General features: G+C 45.2%; 5 protein-coding genes. 2 read left to right on the forward strand and 3 right to left on the reverse strand.

What is annotated here, in order from left to right:
• Positions 1–79 precede the first annotated feature (79 nt).
• Entirely contained in the window at positions 80–1408 is a 1329-nt protein-coding gene (locus AB6C75_RS22845; protein ID WP_372109400.1) for an anaerobic C4-dicarboxylate transporter, read from the forward strand.
• Positions 1409–1522: 114 nt separating this feature from the next.
• On the opposite strand, the gene AB6C75_RS22850 is transcribed toward AB6C75_RS22845, so the two are convergent.
• The 3 genes from AB6C75_RS22850 to AB6C75_RS22860 form a co-directional block, all read right to left on the reverse strand.
• Positions 1523–1846, reverse strand: a complete 324-nt coding sequence (locus AB6C75_RS22850) for a DUF4144 domain-containing protein (RefSeq protein WP_208774349.1) — start codon at positions 1844–1846, stop codon at positions 1523–1525.
• Between the two features lie 92 nt (positions 1847–1938).
• Positions 1939–2730, reverse strand: a complete 792-nt coding sequence (locus tag AB6C75_RS22855; protein ID WP_372067194.1) for a CLCA_X family protein — start codon at positions 2728–2730, stop codon at positions 1939–1941.
• Positions 2731–2815: 85 nt separating this feature from the next.
• Positions 2816–3517 carry a flavin reductase family protein gene (locus tag AB6C75_RS22860; RefSeq protein WP_372109403.1) on the reverse strand — a complete coding sequence of 234 codons (702 nt, stop codon included), beginning with the start codon at positions 3515–3517 and terminating at the stop codon, positions 2816–2818.
• 236 nt (positions 3518–3753) lie between these two features.
• Here AB6C75_RS22860 and AB6C75_RS22865 point away from each other — a divergent pair, with 236 nt between their 5' ends.
• Positions 3754–4161: a hypothetical protein gene (locus AB6C75_RS22865; protein WP_026012354.1), complete on the forward strand. Its 408-nt coding sequence runs from the start codon at positions 3754–3756 to the stop codon at positions 4159–4161.
• Positions 4162–4477: the final 316 nt, after the last annotated feature.

Raw genomic sequence — 4477 nt, forward strand, 5'->3', positions numbered from 1 at the left:
CCTTAGAGGGCGTCACCCAATAAGCCTCCGGCTCCGCCGGAGGTCATTTAACTAGTCCACATTTTTAGCAAGGTTGCTTATGTTGTATTTTGAGTTTCTATTTTTATTAGTCGTACTTTATATCGGGTCTCGGTATGGCGGTATTGGCTTAGGTGTTGTTTCTGGGATTGGCTTGGTTATCGAGGTGTTTGTCTTCAAGATGCCACCAACGTCTCCACCTGTCACCGTAATGCTGATCATCCTCGCTGTTGTTACCTGCGCTTCGATCCTCGAAGCGGCTGGTGGCTTGAAATACATGCTTCAAGTTGCGGAAAGGGTACTGAGAAAGAACCCGAAACGCGTCACCTTGATAGCACCGTTCGTGACTTACTCGATGACATTCCTATTGGGTACTGGCCACGCGGTTTACTCAATTATGCCAATCATCGGCGATGTTGCGTTGAAGAATGGTATTCGTCCTGAGCGCCCAATGGCGGCTGCGTCTGTTGCGTCTCAGCTAGCTATCACGGCATCACCAATTTCTGCTGCTGTGGTCTATTACCTCGCGCAACTTTCTGATATCCAACACTCTATTACTCTGCTTTCTATTCTGATGGTGACGGTTCCTTCAACCTTGTTCGGTACACTTTTGCTTTCTCTGTATAGCTTGAAACGCGGTAAAGAACTGAACGACGATCCTGAATACCAAGCGCGTCTAAAAGATCCAGAGTGGAAAAAGCGCATTGAAAGCACCACTGCGACCTCTTTGGATGAAGTACTGCCAACTTCGGCTCGTAATGCGGTATTGATTTTCCTATTGTCGATTGTCGTGATTGTTATCGTGGCGATGGTGCCTGAGATCAGAACCATCGTAGACGGCGACAAGCCAATCAAGATGTCGGTGATCATCCAAATGATGATGCTCTGTTTCGGCGGTATCATCTTGCTGGCAACCAAAACTGACCCGCGTGATGTGCCAAACGGTGTGGTATTCAAATCGGGTATGGTGGCGGCGATTGCTATCTTCGGTATCGCTTGGATGTCGGATACTTACTTCCAATACGCAATGCCTCAGTTCAAATCTGGCATCGTGGAAATGGTGACCAACTACCCGTGGACGTTTGCGCTAGCGCTGTTCATCGTATCGGTTGTGGTGAACTCTCAAGCCGCGACTGCACGTATGATGCTACCGGTTGGCCTTGGCTTAGGACTAGACCCAGCCTTGTTGATCGGCTTAATGCCAGCGGTTTACGGATACTTCTTCATCCCTAACTACCCATCAGATATCGCAACGGTTAACTTCGATGTCTCTGGCACCACCAAGATTGGTAAGTGGTACTTCAACCACTCATTCATGTCGGTTGGTTTAATCGGTGTAGTAGGCGCATGTTGCTTAGGCTACGCACTGGCACAGATTTTTATCGCTTAATGAATTAGCTTTCTCTGAGATAGCTAGACAACAAACAAAAACAGCGCCTGAATTGGCGCTGTTTTTGTTTAATCTGTCTTGGGAATTAGCTTTGATACGAGTTCTTAAGCAGTATTAGCGAGCCTCAAAAGCCAAAGACTGAATCGCTTCTTCTATCGTTAGGAAGTGGATCTTCATCAGGCACACTTCAGCTTTCTGGAACTCGTGGTTTCGAATCAGTTTGGTCACGCTTTCAGTCGAATAGTGTTCAGTTCGTTTCGCTAGAGACAGTTGATTTGAGCTCGATTGAAGCGAGTAACTGTCGCCAACTGAATCGATGAGGTAATCCTCTTCGCCCAAGATCATCTCTGAGCATTCTGCCTGAAAATCGTTCTCGGACGCGACGTAAATAAGTTCATCATCACCGTCGAGTTTTACTAAAGATGGCCAACTGATCATTACTGCCTCTAAATCATGGATGTTGAAGTGTATGTCTGGACTATAAACAGTTTTGAAGATTGGGTCATCTATTGTCCTATCTGACCCAAACGTTACTTACTTAAAGATCGCCCTAATGGTGCAAAATAGCCTTGCATCGCATTGTAGATTTCCATTCGATGTGTGAGATCTGGATAGAGAGGGAACATGTCTGGCTTGGTTGTGCCGTCGACGAGATACGAGTTTTCTATATCTGAGCAGGATTCAATCGCAGATTCAAACGCGCGGGCCATCATCTCTGTGGGCAATGAGAAGTAACGAGCCGACGTTGCCTGGTCTGCAATAACACTTCGTGCCACGTAATCGTGTTTGTCTAGGTTATTGTCGCTGAGTAGTGTGGAATCGAACACAGACATCAAACTTTCGTTTAATGGATGAGGTCGTACCTTTCTATCGTGTAACCAACAGTCACTGGCGAACAAGATTTGCTTGCGAGGGCCAGAGGTATCGCCAATCTCAAATGCTTTCTCTGCGATATAGTGGTCAAATGCATGCCAGAACTCATGCGCTAACGCACCGGCACCTGCGTTCTTAGCTAGAGCGAGTTCTCTTTGATTTGGTGCGTAGTGTGCTTGTACACCCTTTCTTCCACCACTGCCGAACGCTAAGCCTAATGTCCCGCGAAGGCCAATTGCTTCTGGTGGCAAAGCCAAGATGTAAGCCAAGTCTGCTAACGAGTCGAATATCAGATTTGCAGCGAGCTCTTTCTCTTCTTTCGTTACCCAAGCGCCCACACGAATGCTGCCCATACCGAAGGTCTGTTTGATGTCCATGAATGACACCTGATCGCCATGTCGGTAGTCTGGGCCTTTGCGCGTTTTGTATTTAAAGTGGGTTAACTTCAAAAGGGTCCTTGGAAATAGATGTAGTTTAGCGCTGTTGTGTGGTGCACAGGGTGAAGTTGAGAAAGTTAGCACCTTTGTCAGTAAATTACCGAACAAAATGAGTGAGATTGTGTTCGAAAGCCTCCCATGAGGTTGGGCTGCCTTCGTGGGTCAGTGGAAATAGGGCCCTATTTGGTTTTGCATAGCTTAAATGATGTAACCTCTGCGTGACATGATAACTGTCTAGCCCTGAAATTGTGACTAAATCTAACGCTTCTAAATCTAGGTAGCCGTCCGGCATCACAGCACGTTTTGGCGCGTGAATTGTAACAACTTCACCAATCAAAATTTGAGTTTGGTTACTTTCAATTGTTATCTGCTCTTTGAAGGCTAAGCCTATTTTCAGAGGGCTTTCCAAAACAAACGGAGCAGGGAACACATCATCGTAATAGGGCGTGAGACCGACCGCGTTAAATTCTGAGACTGATTTAGGATAACGAGCGGAAGTTTGATGAGCTTTTTGAACAAAGCCCGCCCCGATACTATTGATAGTGAAGTGTTGAGTTTCTAGGATATTTTCTAGTGTATGACGGCGACTTTCCGCAGTCCGGATGATGAAGCCAAGTAAAGGTGGATTCGACCCCAAATGAACCACGGAGCTCACTACTGCAAGATTTTCTAGCCCTTGCTTGTCACAGGTGCCAATAAGGTTTGCGCTTTTAAACCCCGATAAGGAGTTAATTAAACGAGCGCGCTCACGCTGGTCCATTGCTTGGATATCTTGTCTTGAAAGGGTCATTGCCTTCATATCTTCTCTTCTTCTCACTTTTGTTTTCGACGACTTGTTTACTAACTAAAACATATCTACGCAGCATCACTTTATTCCGATCATCCAGTTTGAATAAGTGGTAGTGAAAGGAGGGTTCTTTTAGAAAACTGCAATTTCCTTGAAATTAAATGTGACACTGTAGCTTAATTTATTGTTGCAGCGGTTTGCTATTGAGCGATACCATGTACGGCTATTTCTTTGGTAAAGATGTAATTATGTCAGATGAAAAGCTCGCGCTAGAGTGGATGCGCCAACAAGCGCATAGAATTGATCCATATGTTATAAATCCATCATTTGATGAATGCGTTGAGTTGCTTGAGCCTGCCTTTAAGAAGGGCAAGAGTGTCGCGCAGCTAAAATATCTATTATCAGAAGCGGATCGCCGAGCGGGAGCTGCCGAACGTAAACATGCTGCTTTAAAGTTTGCTAAAGAAAAAAGCCCAAAGGCAGGTCAAAACCTTCGTCTGCAAAGCAAACTTCAACAAGTTCAATTGGCATTAAAGTTAGCAACTGGCGATAACAACATGACCATATCGCAGTTCTGCTCTGAGTATGATGTCAGTAAGCGAGACGGCAACGAAGCGTGGAATGAAAAGTTGGTTGAGCAGAATAACAAGAAGTGATTTCGTGATGCCGTATATGGTTTAACTGAAGATCCGACAAGATTAACTTGCTTATGTATTCATTTAAAATCCTACCAATAAATGTTGCTCAACGGTATTTCGAAAGCCTGAAGATCTTCTTTTCAGGCTTTGCTAACAGCTAGTCACTCATCAGTTCCGTCTTAGTCGTTAACCACTTCCAGAAATACTGATGAGTGAATATCAGGTATTAAGGTCGAATGTTGTTGAAACTGACCTTTTGCGTTCCATCGCTCTGATTCTCTAATTAAACATTGATAAACCCCCAGCTCTGCTGGGGTGACTCGCATAGGTTTGA

The organism is Vibrio sp. 10N.237.312.B06 (assembly GCF_041464685.1).
Lineage (GTDB): Bacteria > Pseudomonadota > Gammaproteobacteria > Enterobacterales > Vibrionaceae > Vibrio > Vibrio tasmaniensis_A.

Bases quoted from the DNA above. Each gene is read 5' to 3' on its own strand.
- AB6C75_RS22860 (WP_372109403.1), bottom strand. From the start codon at position 3,517: ATGAAGGCAATGACCCTTTCAAGACAAGATATCCAAGCAATGGACCAG.
- AB6C75_RS22865 (WP_026012354.1), top strand. From the start codon at position 3,754: ATGTCAGATGAAAAGCTCGCGCTAGAGTGGATGCGCCAACAAGCGCAT.
- AB6C75_RS22845 (WP_372109400.1), top strand. From the start codon at position 80: ATGTTGTATTTTGAGTTTCTATTTTTATTAGTCGTACTTTATATCGGG.
- AB6C75_RS22850 (WP_208774349.1), bottom strand. From the start codon at position 1,846: ATGATCAGTTGGCCATCTTTAGTAAAACTCGACGGTGATGATGAACTT.